15 protein-coding genes are annotated in these 15,963 nt (G+C 64.7%); 8 read left to right on the top strand and 7 right to left on the bottom strand.

Annotated features, from left to right (window positions below):
* The first annotated feature begins 13 nt into the window (after nt 1-13).
* Entirely contained in the window at nt 14-1,738 is a 1,725-nt protein-coding gene (locus GCT13_RS07075) for a lactate permease LctP family transporter (RefSeq protein WP_152756336.1), read from the top strand.
* A gap of 50 nt (nt 1,739-1,788) precedes the next feature.
* On the opposite strand, the gene GCT13_RS07070 is transcribed toward GCT13_RS07075, so the two are convergent.
* On the bottom strand, nt 1,789-2,472 hold the full coding sequence (locus GCT13_RS07070; protein ID WP_152756334.1) for a Fe2+-dependent dioxygenase: 684 nt from the start codon (nt 2,470-2,472) through the stop codon (nt 1,789-1,791).
* A gap of 102 nt (nt 2,473-2,574) precedes the next feature.
* Nucleotides 2,575-4,815, bottom strand: coding sequence for a TonB-dependent receptor (locus tag GCT13_RS07065; protein ID WP_152756331.1), 2,241 nt, complete (start codon nt 4,813-4,815; stop codon nt 2,575-2,577).
* A gap of 694 nt (nt 4,816-5,509) precedes the next feature.
* On the opposite strand from GCT13_RS07065, the gene GCT13_RS07060 reads away from it, so the two are divergent.
* Nucleotides 5,510-6,904 carry an FAD-binding oxidoreductase gene (locus GCT13_RS07060; protein WP_152756329.1) on the top strand — a complete coding sequence of 465 codons (1,395 nt, stop codon included), beginning with the start codon at nt 5,510-5,512 and terminating at the stop codon, nt 6,902-6,904.
* A gap of 209 nt (nt 6,905-7,113) precedes the next feature.
* Entirely contained in the window at nt 7,114-7,944 is an 831-nt protein-coding gene (locus GCT13_RS07055) for a DMT family transporter (RefSeq protein ID WP_152756693.1), read from the top strand.
* Between the two features lie 87 nt (nt 7,945-8,031).
* Here the strand turns inward: GCT13_RS07055 and GCT13_RS07050 are convergent, their stop codons facing one another.
* Nucleotides 8,032-8,460: a TOBE domain-containing protein gene (locus tag GCT13_RS07050; protein WP_152756326.1), complete on the bottom strand. Its 429-nt coding sequence runs from the start codon at nt 8,458-8,460 to the stop codon at nt 8,032-8,034.
* Between the two features lie 184 nt (nt 8,461-8,644).
* Here GCT13_RS07050 and GCT13_RS07045 point away from each other — a divergent pair, with 184 nt between their 5' ends.
* The 4 genes from GCT13_RS07045 to GCT13_RS07030 all read left to right on the top strand — a co-directional run bounded on the left by GCT13_RS07045 (nt 8,645) and on the right by GCT13_RS07030 (nt 11,386).
* Nucleotides 8,645-9,031, top strand: a complete 387-nt coding sequence (locus GCT13_RS07045) for a DUF3022 domain-containing protein (RefSeq protein ID WP_152756324.1) — start codon at nt 8,645-8,647, stop codon at nt 9,029-9,031.
* A gap of 189 nt (nt 9,032-9,220) precedes the next feature.
* On the top strand, nt 9,221-9,928 hold the full coding sequence (locus GCT13_RS07040; protein WP_152756322.1) for a YceH family protein: 708 nt from the start codon (nt 9,221-9,223) through the stop codon (nt 9,926-9,928).
* 32 nt (nt 9,929-9,960) lie between these two features.
* Nucleotides 9,961-10,200: a hypothetical protein gene (locus GCT13_RS07035; protein ID WP_152756320.1), complete on the top strand. Its 240-nt coding sequence runs from the start codon at nt 9,961-9,963 to the stop codon at nt 10,198-10,200.
* Between the two features lie 307 nt (nt 10,201-10,507).
* Nucleotides 10,508-11,386: a M23 family metallopeptidase gene (locus GCT13_RS07030; protein ID WP_152756318.1), complete on the top strand. Its 879-nt coding sequence runs from the start codon at nt 10,508-10,510 to the stop codon at nt 11,384-11,386.
* Nucleotides 11,387-11,465: 79 nt separating this feature from the next.
* Here the strand turns inward: GCT13_RS07030 and grxC are convergent, their stop codons facing one another.
* The 3 genes from grxC to GCT13_RS07015 all read right to left on the bottom strand — a co-directional run bounded on the left by grxC (nt 11,466) and on the right by GCT13_RS07015 (nt 13,345).
* The gene (gene grxC / locus GCT13_RS07025; protein WP_152756316.1) at nt 11,466-11,732 is read right to left on the bottom strand and encodes a glutaredoxin 3; all 267 of its coding nucleotides are present in this window, start codon (nt 11,730-11,732) and stop codon (nt 11,466-11,468) included.
* Between the two features lie 33 nt (nt 11,733-11,765).
* A complete protein-coding gene (locus GCT13_RS07020) occupies nt 11,766-12,104 on the bottom strand; it encodes a DUF4148 domain-containing protein (RefSeq protein WP_227746741.1) in 339 nt (112 codons plus the stop codon).
* A 239-nt stretch (nt 12,105-12,343) separates the two neighbouring features.
* Nucleotides 12,344-13,345, bottom strand: a complete 1,002-nt coding sequence (locus GCT13_RS07015; protein WP_152756314.1) for an AraC family transcriptional regulator — start codon at nt 13,343-13,345, stop codon at nt 12,344-12,346.
* A gap of 165 nt (nt 13,346-13,510) precedes the next feature.
* Between GCT13_RS07015 and GCT13_RS07010 the strand changes: the two genes are divergently transcribed.
* Entirely contained in the window at nt 13,511-14,905 is a 1,395-nt protein-coding gene (locus tag GCT13_RS07010; RefSeq protein WP_152756312.1) for a dihydrolipoyl dehydrogenase, read from the top strand.
* Nucleotides 14,906-14,968: 63 nt separating this feature from the next.
* Here GCT13_RS07010 and GCT13_RS07005 read toward each other — a convergent pair whose 3' ends face one another.
* Entirely contained in the window at nt 14,969-15,892 is a 924-nt protein-coding gene (locus GCT13_RS07005) for a LysR family transcriptional regulator (RefSeq protein ID WP_152756310.1), read from the bottom strand.
* Nucleotides 15,893-15,963: the final 71 nt, after the last annotated feature.

Here is a 15,963-nt window from a genome sequence, read left to right as displayed (position 1 = left end):
GGAGGAGACCGACATGCACCCGTGGTATCAGACCTATCTGCCGCTCGGCAGTCTATGGCTCTCCGCGCTCGCGGCCAGCATCCCGATCATCTTTTTCTTCGTCGCGCTCGCGGGACTGCGCCTGAAGGGGCATGTCGCGGCGGCGGGCACGCTGCTGCTGTCGCTTGCGGTGGCCGTGTTCGCGTACGGCATGCCCGTGCAACAGGCGCTGGCCGCAGCGGGCTTCGGCTTCGCATACGGCTTGTGGCCGATTGCGTGGATCATCGTGACGGCCGTGTTCCTCTACAAGCTCGTCGTGAAGACGGGGCAGTTCGACATCATCCGCGCATCGGTGCTCGCGCTGACGGATGATCAACGCCTGCAACTGCTGCTGATCGGCTTTTCGTTCGGCGCGTTCCTCGAAGGCGCGGCGGGCTTCGGCGCGCCCGTCGCGATCACGGCGGCGCTGCTCGTCGGCCTCGGCTTCGATCCGCTGAAGGCGGCAGGCCTCTGCCTGATCGCGAATACGGCGCCCGTCGCGTTCGGCGCGATGGGCATCCCCATCATCGTCGCGGGCCAGGTGACGGGCATCGATCCGTTCCTGATCGGTGCGATGGCGGGCCGCCAGTTGCCGCTGCTCTCGCTCGCCGTGCCGTTCTGGCTCGTGTTCATGATGGACGGCAAGCGCGGCGTCAAGGAAACGTGGCCGGCCGCGCTGGTCGCGGGCGGCAGCTTCGCGATCACGCAGTACTTCACGTCGAATCACATCGGGCCCGAACTACCGGACATCACGTCGGCGCTCGTGAGCCTCGTTGCACTCGCATCGTTCCTGAAGGTGTGGCAACCGCGCCGCGCAAACGATACGGCACGCGGCACGGTCAGCGGCGGCACAGCGGCGCTGTCGGGTTTCGGCGGAGGATTCGGCGGCGGCATGGGCGGTGCGAATGGCGCAGCGGGCATGAGCCGCCGCGCGTCGCCCTACACGATTGCGCAGACCATCCGCGCATGGGCGCCGTTCGGCATTCTGACGGCCGTCGTGACCGTGTGGAGCCTGCAACCGTTCAAGGCGCTGTTCGCCGCGAAGGGCGCGCTCGCCGGCACGATCCTCAAGTTCAACGTGCCCGGTCTCGACCAGCTCGTGATGAAGACGGCGCCCATCGTCGCGACGCCGAAGGCCTATGAAGCCGTGCTGAAGATCGATCTGCTCTCGGCCGTCGGCACGGCGATTCTCGTGACGGCGCTGATCTCGATGGTGTTGCTGCGCGTGAAGCCCCGCGATGCGCTCGCGACGTTCGGCGAGACGGCCAAGGAATTGCGTCGCCCCGTGCTGTCGATTGGTCTCGTGCTGTCGTTCGCGTTTGTCGCCAACTATTCGGGCATGTCGTCGACGCTCGCGCTGCTGCTGGCCGGCACGGGCGCCGCGTTCCCGTTCTTCTCGCCGGTGCTCGGCTGGCTCGGCGTGTTCCTGACGGGCTCGGACACGTCGTCGAATGCGCTCTTCTGCTCGCTTCAGCACACGACCGCGCATCAGATCGGCGTGTCGGACACGTTGCTCGTGGCCGCGAATACGTCGGGCGGCGTGACGGGCAAGATGATCTCGCCGCAGTCGATTGCCGTTGCGTGCGCGGCGACGGGCCTCGTCGGACGCGAGTCGGAGCTGTTCCGCTTCACCGTGAAGCATAGTCTGCTGTTCGCATTCGTGGTCGGCTTGATCACGCTGTTGCAGGCTTATGTGCTGACGGGCATGGTGCCGGGCTGATTCGCTGTCGCTCGTTGTTGGCATGAACGCCCGCTGTCATGCGGGCGTTTTTACGTCTCGCTCCACATACGCAGCAGATTGTGATAACAGCCGACCAGCGTGCGGCGCGCGGCTTCATCGCCATTCGATGCGTTGAGCCGCTGGATCGCGCCGTCAAGATCGAACAACATCGCGCGTTGCGTGTCGTCGCGCACGAGGCTCTGCACCCAGAAGAAGCTCGACACGCGCGCGCCGCGCGTCACGGGGCGCACCTGATGCAGGCTCGTGCCCGGATAGACGATTGCGTGTCCTGCCGGCAGCTTCACTTCGTGCACGCCGAACGTATCTTCGATCAGCAGTTCGCCGCCATCGTATTCGTCGGGCGGCGTGAGAAACAGCGTGACGGAGATGTCGGTGCGCACGCGCGCGCCGCTGCCCGGCACGAGGCGTATCGCGCCATCGACGTGATTGCCGAAGTGCATCCCGCCTTCATAACGGTTGAAGAGCGGCGGATACACCTTGTTCGGCAGCGCGGCGCTGATGAAGAGAGGGTGACGCTCCAGCGATGCGATGATCCGATCGCCCAGTTCCAGCGCGATCGGCGAGCCTTCCGCAATCTGCTGGTTGCGCTTGACGGGCGCGCCCTGATAGCCGGCTGTCGCGCGGCCGTCGACCCATGCGTCACTGGCTTCGAGCTGCGCGCGCATGTCGGCGACTTCGGCGGGACTCAGTACGTCCGGGATCGAGACAATCATCGTTCAACGTTCCTGTACAACCGTGCATCATCGCGCGCTTTCCACATGAAGGGCATCATGCCGAAAGCGCGCGGCGTTTCGTGGACCTGTCGCTTGAGGCGATCAGAAGAAGCGATAGTTTAACGTCGCAAGGAACGTGCGGCCGAGACCCGGCACCGCGCGTCCGCCGTCGGACGGAATCAGCGCATCGTAGTAGTTCTTGTCCGTGAAGTTCAGCACGTTGAACTGGATGTCGTAACGCTTCGCGTGATACGCGGCCATCGCATCCCAGCGCGTATAGCCGCCGACCTGCACGAAGTTGTTGTTCGCCGCGTAGCGCGATGACACGTAGGTCGGGCCGCCGCCGACTTCCCAGTGCGGCGTGAACGCGTACGTGGTCCACAGCGTCAGCATGTTGCGCGGCGTATTCGCGGGCACCTTGCCTTGCGTGCCGTCGAACGCCTTCAGAATCTCGCCGTTCATATACGTGTAGCCGCCGAACACCTGCCACTTGTTCGTGATGTGGCCGGCCAGACCCAGCTGATAGCCGCGCACGCGGATATCGCCGTCGAGCGTATAGGTGCCGTCCGCATTCAGCGTGCGCGCATTCGTCTTCTCGATGTTGAAGAGCGATTGCGTCACCGACAGGCCACCGCCCAACAGATCCCACTTCGAGCCGACTTCATACGATTTGTTGTGCTCGGGCGGCAGGTTCTGTTGACCGTTGGTCAGCGTGAGCGCTTCGAGCGACGGATCGAACGACGTGCCATACGACACGTAATACGACTGCCAGTCGCTCGGCTGCCAGATGATGCCGCCGCGCACGCTGGTGAAGTAGTTGGTCTGCGTCGCATAGCGCGGGGAATTGATCGAGTTCCTGATCGACGCCTCATAGCGGTCCCAGCGCACGCCGCCCACCACCTTCCAGTGCTGGCCGATCGACACCGTGTCGTTCGCATAGATGCCCACGCCGTTCGCGCTCGATTCAGCGAGATTGGTGGCCACTTCCTTCACGTTCGACGGACGCGGCGTGTACGGCGGATCGATGAGCGGCACGACGCCGATCGTGTTCGACGGCAGTCCCGGCGAGGTCGCGGTGAAGCTCTGGTTGCTGTACGTTTCGTGGCTCAGATCGACGCCCGTGACCACCTCGTGCTTGAGCGGTCCCGTATCGAACTTCGCCTGCAAGTCAGTCGAGTTGTAGATCGAATGATCGTTGATGTTGCGATCCTTGCCCTGCAGCTTGACGAACAGTTGCGACGGATCGAGCGTCGTGAAGTTGCCGTTGGTGAGCGCCGTCGACGTCGCAAGCGGGCCCGTGAGCACCGATGCCGCATTGGTCGCGCGCGCTTCCGTGCTGTAGTGGCTGAACTGCGTCTGGTTGCGCAGGACAAGGCCGTCGTCGAAGCGGTGCTGGATACGCGCGCTGAAGGTCTGCACGTCCTGAATCGTGCGGTCGTCCGTATAGCCGTAGAACGTGCCGCGATTGACGGGCGCGGGATGGCCGTTCAGCGGCGGAATGCCGTAGTCGGGCTGGTCGCGGTTGTGCTGGATCAGCGCGGACAGCGTGATCTCCGTCGGCGTGCCGATGCCGAACTTCACTTCCGGCGCGACGCCGTAGTCCTTGCTCTTCATTACGTCGCGCGACGAGCCGAGGCTCTGGCCGAACGCGTTGATACGGAACGCGGAGGTGTCGGTGATCGGCGTGTCGAGGTCGACCGTCGTGCGATAGCGGTCGTGCGTGCCCGCCTGCACGGAGACGTCGGCGCGCTTCTTCAGTTCCGGCTCCTTGCTCACCTGGTTGATCACGCCGCCCGTCGAGCCGCGCCCGAAGTACAGCGACGACGGGCCATACAGCACGTCGATCGATTCGAGGTTGAACGTGTCGCGATAGTACTGTCCGCGATCGCGGAAGCCGTCCAGATAGATGTCGGTACGCGCCGAGAAGCCGCGCAGGTTGATGTTGTTGCCGATCTGCCCGCCTTCCGCCGCGCCGATCGTGATGCCGGGCACGTTGCGCAGCGCGTCGCTGAACGAGCTCACCGCCTGCGATTGCAGCACGGCCTTCGGCACCACCGTCACCGCCTGCGGAATGTCGCGCAGCGCGGTCGGCACTTTGGCGCCCACGCTCGACGTTTCCGGCTGGAAATCGCCGGAGTTGTCGGCCTGGCCCGTCACCTTGACGGCGGGCAGCGTGGCGTTGTCGGAAGGCTGGCTGGCGGAGGGCTGGCTGGCGGGAGGCGTCGATGAATCGGCCTGGGCAATGCTGGCTGCCGGTGCTGCGGCAGGCGTCGTCGTTTGAGCGTAGAGCGGCGTCGCAAAGACGGCCATGACGGCCGCTGCGAATGGCGTAGTTCGATGCATCTCGATTCCTGTCGTTGTCGCTGATTTTTCTTGGTGCGACGGGCAAGCGGCACCCGTCCGGTTCGCGCGGCGGGCGCGCGAACCGCCCCGCCAAGCCGGACTGCTCCGGCTTGTCACTTCCTAAATGCGAATCGATATCATTACATGAACAGTAACAATTCGCAATATGCTCGAAGCATCTGTGGTCGTTGCGCGTCACTCAAGCTTTACGTCGCGCGATCTTCCCCTCGGGGTCGGCCAAGCGATGTGCGGGCGTTACTGCTTCAACGGCGACACGTGCATACCGGCTCGCACTCGCCCTCGTTTAGCGATGCGATGACGACAGGGCAACCGGACGACGCTTCATGTCATACGTAAGAGCCGCATTGCTCACGGTGAGTCGTCGCAACATGTGACGTGCGAAGCGTCCGCTTCCCGGCGATGCGTCCGCGCTCGCACCACAGCCGTGATGCAACGCGTTTTCGCGGAGCGCTCCATCCGTGCGTCGTTCAGAAAACGCCTTGTTTTGCGGGGCTTTTTCGATTGGCGGCCCGTCACGACTGCGTTTGCAGCGCATGCGATTGGATACGGGTATACGTTAATTTGTACGCGCGGACCCGCCCCGTTTTACTGGATGAAAGCCAGGTCGTCCGAACTACTTTGATCAGACATGATCGAGGGGTCGGACGTCGTTCTTTTGTACCGGAGGTGTAGCATGGCGAATCTGTCCAGCAGTGCAATCGATGAACTCAAAGCTCTCACGCGAGGCCAGGTGGTATTGCCCGGCGATCCATCGTTCGATGAAGCGCGCAGTATCTGGAATGGAATGATCGACCGCCGCCCCGCGATCATCGTGCGCTGCGCGGGCACGGCCGACGTGCGTCGCGCCGTCAATTTCGCGCGCGACAACAGCCTGCTGCTGGCCGTGCGTGGCGGCGGTCACAATATCGCGGGCAGTGCCGTGTGCGAAGACGGCATGCTGATCGACCTGTCGCCGATGAAGTCCGCGCGGATCGATGCCGTCGCGCGCCGCGCCTATGTCGAGCCGGGCTGCACGTTGCGCGACTTCGATCATGAAGCACAGGCCTTCGGTCTCGCCACGCCGCTCGGCATCAACTCGACGACGGGTGTCGCGGGCCTCACGCTCGGCGGCGGTTTCGGCTGGCTGAGCCGGCGCTTCGGAATGTCGGTGGACAACCTGATTTCAGCCGACGTCGTCACGGCTGACGGCGAACTGCTGCGCTGTAGCGCCGACTCTCACGAGGACCTGTTCTGGGCGATTCGCGGCGGCGGCGGCAACTTCGGCGTCATCACGATGTTCGAGTTCCAGCTGCACGCGGTCGGCCCGGAAGTGTATGGCGGCCTCGTCGTGCTGCCGATGGATCAGGCGCGCGATGCGCTCGTCAAATATCGCACCGCTTTCGAAACGTGGCCCGACGAGCTGACCGTCTGGGCCGTCGCGCGCTTCGCGCCGCCGCTGCCCTTCCTCAGCGCCGACGTGCATGGCAAGCCGATCATCGCGTTCGCCATCTGCTATACGGGGCCGGCCGCGAATGGTCCGAGTGTGGTCGACGAGGTGCGCAAGTTCGGCACGCCGTATGGCGAGCATCTCGGGCCGATGCCGTATGCCGCATGGCAACAGGCCTTCGATCCGCTGCTCACGCCGGGCGCGCGCAATTACTGGAAGTCGCACAATCTCGCGACGCTGGACGATGGGCTGATCGATGCATTCGTCGATGCGATCGGCAATCTGCCGTCGCCGCAGTGCGAGATTTTCTTCGGCGCAATCGGCGGACAGACGATGCGCGTCGCGCCCGATGCGACTGCCTACTCGAATCGCGACGCGAAGTACGTGATGAACGTGCACGGCCGCTGGACTGAAGCCGCCGACGACGAGCGCTGCATCGCGTGGGCACGTGCGTTCTTCGACGCATCGGCGCCGTTCGCGCTCGGCAGCGTCTATGTGAACTTCATGACGGAAGAAGAAACGACGCGCATCGGCTCGGCCTATGGCCCGAACTACGAGCGTCTCGTCGCCGTGAAGGACCGCTATGATCCACAGAACCTGTTCCGTCACAACCAGAACATCAAGCCGTCCGCGATGGCCTGATTGCGATGCAGGGGCGCGCCTCGTCGTCATGACGTGGCGCGCGTGAACCTCACGATGCCGGATAGCAAACGCTTCCTGATTGCTGTCCGGCACTTTCGTTTTTGCGCCTTCGCTATCGCCTTGCGCTGCACTGCGCGATGCGCGCGTGCCTGACCCGACGTTAAAGTATCGTGCGCACTTCCGATGCAACCCTTTCCTCGCTGCTTTCCATGCGCATGCGCATCGCCTTGCTGACGATCGTCGCGATGTTCGCATTCGCGGGCAACTCGCTGTTGTGCCGTGTTGCGCTCAAGGGCACGTCCATCGATCCCGCGACGTTCACGACCATGCGCGTCGTGTCCGCGGCCCTCGCGCTGTGGATCATTCTGCGCATGCGTCGGGTTTCGCGGCCGGTCGGCGGCAACTGGATTTCGGCCTTCGCGCTTATCGCATACGCTGTGGCGTTTTCGTTTGCGTATGTGTCGCTTGCGGCGGGGACGGGTGCGCTGCTGCTGTTCGGCGCCGTGCAGGCGACGATGATCGGCTACGGTCTCGCGCGTCGCGAGCGTCTGCGTGCGCGTCAATGGATCGGCGTTGCATGCGCGCTTGCGGGCCTCGTCGGTCTGGTGCTGCCCGGCCTCAGTGCACCGGCTCCGCTCGCGTCCTTGCTGATGCTGTGCGCGGGTGTCGCGTGGGGCGTGTATTCGCTGCGCGGCAAAGGTGCCGCCGACCCGATCGCCACGACGGCAGGCAATTTCATCCGCGCTGTTCCGTTCGTGGTGGCCGCCAGCGCCGGCACGTTCGCCCACATGTCGATCGACGCAATGGGGCTGCTCTTCGCGGCACTATCGGGCGCGTTGACGTCGGGCGTCGGCTATGTGATCTGGTACGCGGCGCTGAAGGAACTCAGGGCCGCCACGGCCGCGACCGTGCAACTGAGCGTGCCGCTGATTGCCGCGATCGGCGGCATCGCACTGCTCGGCGAACCGCTGACCGCGCGCCTCGCGCTAAGCTCGATCGCGATCCTGGGCGGCATCGCGCTCGTCGTCGCGCGCCGCTGACAGCAGCGCCACTCGCTTTGTGCATCGCGCTGTCACGAGGCGAACGCGGTGCATCGAGACCCAGCGCCCGCCCATTCGCCGAACCGCTTACTGATCGACGCCGACGATCACGCTCGACGCCTTGAAGATCGCCGCAGCCGCCTTGCCGCTCGCGAGGCCGAGCCTCTCGACGCTGTCGTTGGTGACGATGGCCGCAATCTGCGCGCCGCCCGTGGCCGAAATGATGACTTCGCTATTGACGGCGCCCTTCGTCACCGACGCGACCGTGCCCGCGATGCAATTGCGCGCAGATACCTTGCTGCTGTCCGCATCGACCATCACGATCACCGACGACGCCTTCACGAGCGCGAACGCCGGCTTGCCCGCCGCGAGTCCCAGCGATGACGCGCTACCGTGCGTGATCACCGCGACGACGTCGAGACCGTCCTGGGTGCGCAGCGTGATTTCGTCATTGACGGCTCCCCTCTTGACGGCTGTTACCTGACCGGCGAAGTGATTGCGGGCGCTCGTACGCATGGCGATAGGCTCCTTTGGGTTGCCGTTGTTCGTTGTTTCAACGGTGGCAACGGTGGTCGTTGGAAGCTTGCAGTGTACCGCGCACGAATGACGGTTCGCTATCCAGGTGCCGCATCGGACATGGGCACTCCGGTTGCTGCAATGGAAGGATGAAACTCGGGATAAACCTTCGAAAGGAGCCGCCATGAAAACGATCGATCTGTCGCAGCGCATCGAGGAAATCGAACTGGCCCTCGCCGCAACCTTCGAATCGCCGAAATCGCCGACTGTCAGCGCGTATCAGGAGGGTGCGACCACGTTTCTCACGCTGTCGTGGGTCGTCGAAACGGGCCGCGACACGACGCTCGACGCGCGTTGCGTCGCGAGGCTCGAGATCAGCGATCATCAGATCAACCACTATGCCGCGCTCGACACCGCGAAACGGCGCATCGTGCAAGGCCGCCTGAAGGACCTGGTGCGGCAGCGCGTCGGTGCGATGCGGACGGAAGCGGGATCGGCCGAAAACTGCTCGCTGCAAATCGACATCGACGACGCCCTGTTCGATGTGCCCGACGAGCCTTACAACATCTAGCGTCGGCAGCGGCGGCGAACGCCTGTCGATGGTGAGTCCGCGCCAAAACGTAGCCGCCATGCAGGGCCGCCACGCGGGGAAGCGCCCATCGGCGCGCACGACTTCCCGTCCTTTTGCGGGGACAATAGACTATGCTAACGCGCGGGCCGCAACGCTCGCGCCGCCGCATACAACCCGAGTCTATTGCCGATGAACTCCACCACCGACGATTCCCCGCGCCCCGCCATGCGCGCGCTCACGCCGCTCGAAGCGCGCGTGCTGGGCGTGCTGTTCGAGAAGCAGCACACCGTGCCCGATACTTATCCGCTGTCGCTCAACTCGCTCGCGTCGGGCTGCAACCAGAAAACCTCGCGCTCGCCCGTGATGAACGTCAGCGAAAGCGAGATCATGGACGCGATCAACAGCCTGAAGCGTCTGTCGCTCGTGCTCGAAGGCAGCAGCAGCCGCGTGCCGCGCTACGAGCACAACATGGAGCGTGTGCTTGGCCTGCCGCGCCAGTCGGCGGCGCTGCTGACCGCCTTGCTGCTGCGCGGTCCGCAAACGGCCGCCGAACTGCGGCTCGCGACGTCGCGCCTGCATGGCTTCGCCGATACGTCGTCAGTCGAAGCGTTTCTCGAAGAGCTCGCGGCCAACGATCCGCCGCGCGTCGTCAAGCTCGCGCGCACGCCGGGCGAGCGCGAAAGCCGCTGGATGCACCTGCTGTGCGGCGAGCCGTCGCCCGAGCTGACGCGCGGCGCGGCCCTGTCCGACGATGCGCTGCCGCCCGGCGAACTCGAATCGCTGCGCGCGCAGCAACGCCAGCTGAGCGAACGCGTCGAACGGCTCGAAGCGCTTGTCGAGCGTCTCGCGGGTGAACTGGGCGTATCGCTTGACGATCCGGAGAGCAGCCCGTCATGAAGCCGCAGAAAGAAACGTAGAAAGGTAGACGCATGTTTGTCGTGTACTGGCTCGAAGAGGGCAATGCGTCGACGGCAACCGCTCGCTTCGAGCGGTTCGGCGACGACGACATGACGCAAGCGCTCGCGTTCACCGAGGCGTTGCGCAAGAAACAGGCGGCAGGCGGCGATGTGAGCTTCGTCACGTTGTGCAGCGAGAACCCGCGTTCGGTCGGCAAGGCAGGCGCGGCGGACCCGCCCGCCGGTTACGCATGGAAAAAGCGCCGCCCTTGATACCCGTTGTGCGCAAGCGCTCCAGCGCAGCGAATGCGTTCGCGCGTGACATCCCTTCGGGAAAAACATCACTCTTTGAGTAAGCGATCGGCGCGCGCCGATCACGATTCAGCCCAGCTTCCCGCACACACTTCGCAACACAAACGCGCCCACAAAAAGCGCGAGTGCGAAGCTGTGTAAAACATTCAGGATTCCGCAAGCAAACGTCAACTTTCACTGTCGGAGCGGCGTTCTACGCGTTTGGGCCGCGAACCGTCCCGGTGCGCCTACGGGCGCCCGCATGGCCGAACGACAAGAGGAAGACGACATGACACACACGCAATCGAACCGCCGCGCGCAGCTGCTGCTGGGCGCAGGCCTCGCGCTGCTATTGGCGAATGGAGGTTGCACGTCGCTGCCCTGGCAGATGGCTCCCGAGGACCGGTCGCCCGGCCAGCCGACGCAAGCGGCGACATCGGCGAGCCAGCCGGCGCCGCGCGTGCCGGCCAGCACGACCAGGCCGCTCGCGCCCGTGAAGGAAGGCTATTACCGCGTCAAGCCCGGCGATACGCTCTATCGCATCGCGACGGCTCACGGCCAGCACAGCGACGACATCGCCAGATGGAACAGCCTGTCGGACGCGAACCACATCGAACCGGGCGGCGTGTTGCGCGTCGCGCCGCCCGACGCAGCCGAGGACAGCAAGTCTGTCGCGACAACGCCCGCGCAAGCTACCTCCAGATCGCCCGCGAAGCGCGAAGCCGGCGCCGACAGGAACGACAGCGACAAGGGCGACAAGGACAAGAGCGACAAGACCCGTTTCGGCTGGCCCGCGCGCGGCACGCTCAACGCGGTGTACGGACAGGGCAAATCGAAGGGCATGGTGATCGCAGCCAAGGCCGGCGATCCGGTGAAAGCAGCCGCCGCTGGCCGTGTCGTGTTCGCGGGAGATGGCGGCAAGCCGTATGGAAAGCTGATCGTCATCAAGCACGACGACACGCTCGTGACGGCCTATGGACACAACCGCAAACTGCTCGTGAAGGAAGGCACGACCGTCAAGCGCGGCGAGACGATCGCCGAAATGGCGGAGAGCGAAAAGCGACCAGGCTCGGAAGCGGCCTCGGAAACCGGTTCGCTGCGATTCGAAGTCCGCAAGAACGGCAAGCCCGTCGATCCCGCGCCCTATCTGCCGCGCGTCGGTTCGTGACGGACGCGGGCACTGCAAAAGAAAAAGCCGCGAACGGCCCGTACCGTTCGCGGCTCCTGCATCGCGCCATGCGTTCTGCTTAACGCACCGAGTTGGCCTCGAGCAGCGGATCGAGACGCCCCGCCGTCTCCAGCGCATTCAGATCGTCGAAGCCGCCGACATGCGTGTCGCCGATGAAGATCTGCGGCACCGTGCGGCGTCCCGTGCGTTCGATCAGCGCAAGCGCCGTTGCGCGATCGTTCTGCACGTTGATTTCCCGGTACGACAGGCCCTTGTTCGCAAGCAGCGCTTTGGCCGCGAGGCAGTACGGGCAAGTCGGCGTCGTATAGATCGTGATAGCGGACATCGTTCACTCCTTGTGTGTATGTAAAGCCGTGGGTTACTGGCCGCGATAGACGTCGTCGTATGGGGACGGCGGCACCGCCAGCGAACGGACACGCGTCGCGCGGAAGCCCGAAGCGGAACTGCCGTTCGTCGACGGACCATGCGAAGCCGCGATGAACGCATGCGAGCGATGGAACGCGTGGGCGGCCGGATAGCTGGCGGGTTCGGGATAGCTGGTATCGCTTTGCGGAAGCTGGCCGGACTGCCCGGCGGCAACGAGTTCGGCGCGGACTTGCGCGCGCGTCGCCGGCGATTGCGATTGGGCGTGGCTTGCAAGCGGCAAACCGAGTGCAGCCGCAAGAACGAGCGCTTGATAAACGCGATTCAGATTCATGTGAGCACCTTCAAGAAGAGTTGCCGTCGGCGACGGGATGGCTCAACTGTAGGGGTGCGAGGCTGCGCCGTTAATGTCGGCGCGACTCATGACGATGCTCGTTCGGCTCACCGGTTGTCGGCGCAACGGTGACGAAGCGCGATACGCGCATGCCGCGTGTGTGCGGCAGCCTTGTGCGGCAAGGGTTTTCGACCGACGCATTAACCCATCGAGCGCTGCTGATTGCTTTCTGAAACTCTCTATTTCGCTGCGTCGGCGGAAGCGGCTTGCACGTTTCCACCCGATGCGCGCCAGCGCGCCGGCGTCACGCCGATCTGCTTCTTGAACACGCGCTGGAACGCCGCTTCCGACTGATAGCCGACCATCTCGCCGATATCGCCGACGGGCGTCGTCGATTCCAGCAGCGAGCGGCCCGCGATCGTCATGCGGACTTCGGTGAGCACATCGGTCGCCGAGCGGCCGATCGCTTCCTGGAACTGCCGCACGAAGGTTGCGCGCGACATGTTGCAGAGCGCCGCGAACTGGTCGAGCGTCCACGGCTTGCCGGGCGATTCGAACATCGCCGACACGGCCGGCTGCAGACGCGGACGCCCCGCCAGCGCAAGCAACCCAAGCGGCGGCTGCGCCGATTCGCTGGCGAAACGCAACGTCAATGCGAAGAGCGCCGCCGACAGATGATTGACGAGCATCTCGCTGCCGGGGCATTCGTCCATCGCCTCTTCGCGCATCAGCTCGATCAGGCGCGCGAGCCGCGAGCCCGCGACGCTTTTCACAGACTCCTGAGTGCCGCCGTTCGGCTGGGCGCTGCCGTTCGCGTTCGCGTGCGCGCCGCTGCGCACGACCAGCCGCGACGGCAGATGGTCGCGCAGCAATCGGTCCGGCACCGCGCCGAGCAGAAAGCGGCCGCACAGGATGTCGGCCGTTTCGCCCGCGCCGCCGTTCTCCGCGACCGTCAACGTGATGTTGCGCCGCTCCGTCGCCGGGACGGGCTTCGCGCCGCTGCCGTCGTGGATGCGATGCGCGCCGCCCGTCGGAAACACGACGATGTCGCCCGCCACCAATGGCTCGGGCGGCCCGCTGCCGTCTTCGAGCACCGCGTGCCCCGACAGCAGCACGTGATACGGAATCTCGCGCACGCCCGCCGGGCCTTCTTCGATCGCCCACGGCGCGCCGAAATGACAGCGGATATCCACGCGCCCGCTCACCGGCATCAGCGACAGAAAGCGACTTAGCAGATCCATTTGAGCCGAATAAGCATGTTTTTGAATCGTTCGAGGATTAGCACGCCGGACGGCAAACCGTACAGTGGCAACAGTGCAATGCAAACCGATTCTACTGGACGGCAGCGAGGCGCGCGGCAGCAACCCGATTCACTCCGCCACCCGCCCGTCAGAGCGAGGAACATCATGAAGACGCTTCATATCGATGTGGCAGTTATTGGCGCCGGCAGCGCCGGTCTGCCCGCCTTTCGCGCCGCGAAGGCGGCAGGCGCCAGTGTCGTGCTGATCGAAGGCGGCGCTTACGGCACGACCTGTGCGCGCGTCGGCTGTATGCCGTCGAAGCTGCTGATCGCTGCCGCCGAAGCCGCGCATGCGGCGCGACGCACTGCGCCGTTCGGCGTGCATGTCGACGGCGCCGTGCGCATCGACGGACGCGAGGTGATGGCGCGCGTCAAAGGCGAGCGCGACCGCTTCGTGGGCTTCGTCGTGGAGTCGACGGAAGGCATTCCGGCTGAAGAGCGGCTGATCGGCTATGCGCACTTCATCGACGACAACGTGCTGCAAGTCGGCGACCATACCCGCGTGCATGCGAAGAGCGTCGTGATCGCGACGGGCTCGTCGCCGTTCGTGCCGCCGATGTACCAGGTGCTCGGCGACCGCGCGATCGTCAACGACGACGTGTTCGCGTGGGACGACCTGCCGCGCAAGGTGGCCGTGATCGGCGCGGGCGTGATCGGGCTCGAGCTGGGACAGGCGCTCGCGTGGCTCGGCGTCGACGTGACGATGCTCGGCGCGCGCGGCCGTGTCGGCCCGCTGAGCGATCCCGCCATCAAGGGCTATGCGCAACAGGTGTTCAGCGAGTCGTTCCGTTTCGAGCCGCATGCGCAAGTGGAAGCGGCGACGCGCGAAGGCGACAGCGTGCATCTGCGCTATCGCGACAGCGCGGGCGAGCTGCGCGACGACACGTTCGATTACGTGCTGGTCACGGCGGGCCGCCGGCCGAACGTCGATCGGCTCGGGCTGCACAACACGACGCTCGAACTCGATGCGCGCGGCGTGCCCACGTTCGATCCCGTGACGCTGCAAGCGGGCAAGCACCCCGTGTTCATCGCCGGCGATGCGAACGACGTGCTGCCGCTCTTGCACGAAGCCGCCGACGAAGGCCGCGCGGCTGGCGAGAACGCCGCGCGCTTTCCCGACGTGAAGCCGCTCGTGCGCCGCGCGCCTATTTCGGCGGTGTTCACCGAGCCGGGCATCGCGATGGTCGGCGCGCGTCACGCCGACCTTACCGACGATTCGTTCGTGACGGGCGAAGTGAGCTTCGAAGACCAGGGCCGCAGTCGCGTGATGCTGCGCAATCGCGGGCTGATGCACGTGTATGTGGACAAGGCATCGCGCCGTTTTGTCGGCGCCGAGTGGATCGGGCCGGATGCCGAACACATCGCGCATCTGCTTTCGTGGGCGCTGCAGATGAACCTCACGGTCGATGCGATGCTCGCGATGCCGTTCTATCACCCCGTCGTCGAGGAAGGGCTGCGGACCGCGTTGCGCAATGCGGCGGCGCAGCTGCCGAAGGCTTGATGAGCGGACGGTTGGGTGACTGGCTTGCCGGCGACGAGCGCGGCAAGCCAGACTAACGCATCGTCACATACCTTCTTCATGCGGCGGCAGGTACTCCATGTGTTCTTCTTCGTATAGCCGATAGATCAGTTCGAGCATCTGCGTGAGATCTTCCGATTCGTCGAGCTGCCGCATGCTCATGATGATCGGCGACACCAGATTCGAATCGTCCAGTTCCTTGTAGCTCACGTCGTCGCGCTTGAGTCCGTACACGCTCGTCGGCACGACGGAAATCCCCTCGCCCGCCGCGACCAGCCCCAACGCGATCTGCAGTTCGCGCGTCTCGTAGATGCGCTTCGGCTCCAATCCACGATCGTGGAACGCGGCGAGCACCTGGTCCGCGTAACTGGGGCGCGGCGCTTTCGGAAAGATGATCAGCGTTTCGTTGACGAGGTCGTGCAGCGACAACACCGGCTTCAATTCCGACAACGGATGCCCGACGGGCAGTCCGACGATCATCCGCTCCTCGCGCAACACGATACGCTTGATGCTCGGGTCTTCATGACGAATGCGCCCGAATCCCACGTCGATCACGCCTTCCTTGAGCGCCTTGATCTGATCCATCGTCGACATTTCGACGAGCGTCAGCTCGACAGCGGGATGTTCGTTGCGAAAGCGGCGAATGATCTTCGGCAACATGCCATACAGCGTCGAGCCGACGAAACCGACCGACAGGCTGCGCTCGATCTTGCCGACGCGCCGCGTCATCGATTCGAGTTCCGCTGTTTGCGCGAGCAATTGCACCGCGTGCGAATAGAAGAAGCGCCCTGTGTCCGTGAGTTCGACGGGCCGTGAGTTGCGCACGAAAAGCTGCACGCCGAGCAGATCTTCGAGCTGCTGCATCTGGCGGCTCAACGGCGGTTGCGCGATGTGCAGCCGCTGCGCGGCGCGCGTGAAGTTGCGCTCCTCGGCCACGGCGACGAAATAACGCAAATGGCGCAACTCCATGACGATACCCCTCGGATATTGAACTGATACTAAATCAGTGTTGGACGCACCGTACGCGTGCCAACTACTCT

It is taken from the genome of Paraburkholderia franconis (assembly GCF_009362735.1).
In the GTDB taxonomy this organism is placed as follows: domain Bacteria; phylum Pseudomonadota; class Gammaproteobacteria; order Burkholderiales; family Burkholderiaceae; genus Paraburkholderia; species Paraburkholderia franconis.
Note: the sequence above shows the minus strand (reverse complement) of the source record. Positions and strands in the feature narration are given on the sequence as shown.

Excerpts from the sequence above, each read along its gene's own strand:
- grxC (WP_152756316.1), bottom strand. The coding sequence starts at position 11,732 with ATGTCCGCTATCACGATCTATACGACGCCGACTTGCCCGTACTGCCTC.
- GCT13_RS07030 (WP_152756318.1), top strand. The coding sequence starts at position 10,508 with ATGACACACACGCAATCGAACCGCCGCGCGCAGCTGCTGCTGGGCGCA.
- GCT13_RS07040 (WP_152756322.1), top strand. The coding sequence starts at position 9,221 with ATGAACTCCACCACCGACGATTCCCCGCGCCCCGCCATGCGCGCGCTC.
- GCT13_RS07050 (WP_152756326.1), bottom strand. The coding sequence starts at position 8,460 with ATGCGTACGAGCGCCCGCAATCACTTCGCCGGTCAGGTAACAGCCGTC.
- GCT13_RS07060 (WP_152756329.1), top strand. The coding sequence starts at position 5,510 with ATGGCGAATCTGTCCAGCAGTGCAATCGATGAACTCAAAGCTCTCACG.
- GCT13_RS07005 (WP_152756310.1), bottom strand. The coding sequence starts at position 15,892 with ATGGAGTTGCGCCATTTGCGTTATTTCGTCGCCGTGGCCGAGGAGCGC.
- GCT13_RS07055 (WP_152756693.1), top strand. The coding sequence starts at position 7,114 with ATGCGCATGCGCATCGCCTTGCTGACGATCGTCGCGATGTTCGCATTC.
- GCT13_RS07070 (WP_152756334.1), bottom strand. The coding sequence starts at position 2,472 with ATGATTGTCTCGATCCCGGACGTACTGAGTCCCGCCGAAGTCGCCGAC.
- GCT13_RS07065 (WP_152756331.1), bottom strand. The coding sequence starts at position 4,815 with ATGCATCGAACTACGCCATTCGCAGCGGCCGTCATGGCCGTCTTTGCG.
- GCT13_RS07075 (WP_152756336.1), top strand. The coding sequence starts at position 14 with ATGCACCCGTGGTATCAGACCTATCTGCCGCTCGGCAGTCTATGGCTC.
- GCT13_RS07015 (WP_152756314.1), bottom strand. The coding sequence starts at position 13,345 with ATGGATCTGCTAAGTCGCTTTCTGTCGCTGATGCCGGTGAGCGGGCGC.
- GCT13_RS07045 (WP_152756324.1), top strand. The coding sequence starts at position 8,645 with ATGAAAACGATCGATCTGTCGCAGCGCATCGAGGAAATCGAACTGGCC.
- GCT13_RS07010 (WP_152756312.1), top strand. The coding sequence starts at position 13,511 with ATGAAGACGCTTCATATCGATGTGGCAGTTATTGGCGCCGGCAGCGCC.
- GCT13_RS07020 (WP_227746741.1), bottom strand. The coding sequence starts at position 12,104 with ATGAATCTGAATCGCGTTTATCAAGCGCTCGTTCTTGCGGCTGCACTC.
- GCT13_RS07035 (WP_152756320.1), top strand. The coding sequence starts at position 9,961 with ATGTTTGTCGTGTACTGGCTCGAAGAGGGCAATGCGTCGACGGCAACC.